The organism is Armatimonas sp. (assembly GCF_043760365.1).
Lineage (GTDB): Bacteria > Armatimonadota > Armatimonadia > Armatimonadales > Armatimonadaceae > Armatimonas.
The window spans coordinates 1-2,355 of the sequence record NZ_JAYUPA010000080.1 but is presented as its reverse complement, the minus strand read 5'-3'; the positions used below and the strand labels follow the sequence as shown (position 1 = coordinate 2,355).

Annotated in this window: 3 protein-coding genes; all 3 read right to left on the bottom strand. The window is 62.5% G+C overall.

What is annotated here, in order from left to right; genetic code table 11:
- Positions 1–287: tryptophan synthase subunit alpha (trpA, locus tag ACH2EH_RS02055; protein WP_395138386.1), on the bottom strand; the 287-nt coding region annotated here is incomplete at its 3' end.
- 9 nt (positions 288–296) lie between these two features.
- Positions 297–1,559, bottom strand: coding sequence for a hypothetical protein (locus ACH2EH_RS02050; protein ID WP_395138384.1), 1,263 nt, complete (start codon positions 1,557–1,559; stop codon positions 297–299).
- Between the two features lie 47 nt (positions 1,560–1,606).
- A partial coding sequence (locus ACH2EH_RS02045) for an alpha/beta hydrolase family protein (RefSeq protein ID WP_395138381.1) occupies positions 1,607–2,355 on the bottom strand: 749 nt, incomplete at its 5' end.

The following is a 2,355-nucleotide window of genomic DNA, read 5'->3' as shown; positions in this document are numbered from 1 at the left end:
GGCACCGTAACGCCCCGTGCACGCGCCTCGCGGACGGCATCCAGCACCTTGGGCGGCGTCATCCCGCCCTGGAGCGCCCGAAAGCTCGCCGCTTGAATGGTCGGCCCATCGGCGAGCGGGTCGGAGAACGGAACGCCGAGTTCGATCACATCGGCTCCGGCCTCCGCCAGTGCGCAGACCACTTCGGCAGTGCGCCCCGGGTATGGGTCGCCCGCCGTGACAAAGGCGACGAGAGCGCCCTCACCGCGAGACTTCAGTTCGGCAAAACGTGCATCCAGACGGTTCATAATTGGGTTTTAGGATACCACGAGCGTCCAGTCCCACGTGGGCAGGGTGGAGCCGTCGCGCAGGCGCAGGCCCGCCGGGTTCATAGGCCCGTGCTGCTCCGTGTCCGTCGCCGTGGTTGCCAGCCCGGTGACACTGGTCTGTGTGATGGGAACCACCTCGCCCGGATCGCTCACGCCGTTTTGGTTGCGATCAAACCACAGCGCCAACCTGGAGAGCTCGCGCCCGGTGAGCCAGCCGTCGTGGTTGTCATCGAGTGCCGCCATGGCCGCGTAGCCATCGTGCCAGAACATCCACCAGGTCACCGAGCCAAAGAGCTGCTTGCCCGACGTGATCTTCCCCGTCCCCGCCGGGTCCCAGCACAGCACCGCCGTCTCCGGCCCCACCCAAGGGAGTTTTTGCTCCCGCCCTGTGCCATCCAGATCAAAGCGCACGCGCGTACTCGGAGCCAGCAAGCTCGAAAGCCCGGCCTGTGGCTTCAGGGAAAAGACGATAGGCGTCACTGCGACCATGCGACCCTCCATCCGCTTCAGGGCGATGGCAACTCTCCCCAGTCGGAGGATTTCGGCTGCGCCCAGCCTGCCGCGCTGCCGGATCATTCGACTGTAGGCGGCTCCTGCTTCCTGGCTTACCAGCTTCTGCTGCAAGCCTCCGGTGTCTTTAAGGTCGCTACTTTCCGCGCGCTCGTAGGCGAGCCAGTAGGTCTGGACCGCTGCCTCTTCCCAGGCTGTCGTTGTTGCGCTCAGTCCGGGAAGGGGGCCGACCTTGGGGGCGTATTTTGCCCCTTCTTCTAATGCACAAGCCAGGCACAGCTCATAGAGACTAGGGTCGCTGCCGTAGCCAGAATCTTTCTTCACTTTCTCCCCGCACAGGCGAAGCGCCTTCTGAAGGCGGGACACGGCGGCTCGCACATGGACGATTTGCTGCTCGGGCGTGCGCGTGTACCCACTAGGGGCTGGGGCTTTGCTCTTACCAGGATCGTCACTACCAAATGCTGCATAGAACGAGGTGGCACCCCTCCTATGCATGCCAATGGCGTTGGCAGGCTGGTAGGGATTTGGGGCGATCTTCTCTGGGGCCATGAATGCGAAGTAGTGCACCCGTCCGAGGAGATAGTAGCTCTCGGCGTCTTTGGGATTCTTCTGAATCGCGGCGTTGAGGTTCTGGATCAGGCGGGTGATGGGGACGTACTCCGGCCCCGGCCCGTGTGCCTGCGCGGCGAGTGTGCCCACGAGCGCGGCGACAACGGCGATACTGGCAAGCGGCTGTTTCATCGGGAAATCCTCCGGTGGTATTGTATATCTTTCCCGCCTTCGAACCACTACTTCGTCCGTGCGACAATCCACTCGCCGATCAGCTTGAGAGCTTCGGGTGAAAAACTCTCCTCAATCTGGCTGTACTCGCTGGGGCCGCCGGTCTTGGCGTGCTGGAAAAGATGGTTCAGATTGGGGAGCGAGACGGCTGTGACATCTTTATTGCCCGCGTCCTTGAGTAGCTTCTCGATCACGGGAAGGTTCTGGGTGACGAGTACCTGCGTGTCTTTTTCGCCATTGAGTGCCAGCACCGGGCAGGTGACTCTGGCAATATTGGGGGCGGGGTCGTAGCTGAGAAAATAGCGCATCCACGGATTGGTGAGCTGCTGGAGCTGGGCAATCGCCGTGGCAGGAAGGGCTTTGGCATCGTCGAGGCCAAGGGCTTTTGCCATCGCATCGAGGGCTTTTTGCGGGTTGGGTTCGGTCTTGGCGATGGGCAAAAGCTTCGCCTGGTTGGCGCGTGCCTGGGCAGCGACGGCCTCTCCCATGCCTGCCGCTTTGATCACGGCGGCACCCTGCTCGATCAGAATCTGGTCACCGGGGACGCCCGGACCGGCGAGCATCACGATAAAGGCGATTCCATTTTCTGCCTTGGCCGCGACCATCGGGGCAATCAAGCCGCCCTCGCTATGGCCGATCAGCCCCATTTTTTGGGCGTTCACTTCGGAGCGAGTCTTGAGAAAGGCAACCGTGGCCTCGATATCCGTGGCGAAGCTGGCGCTGGTCGCCTTGGCGATGTCACCCTTGGACTTGCCCA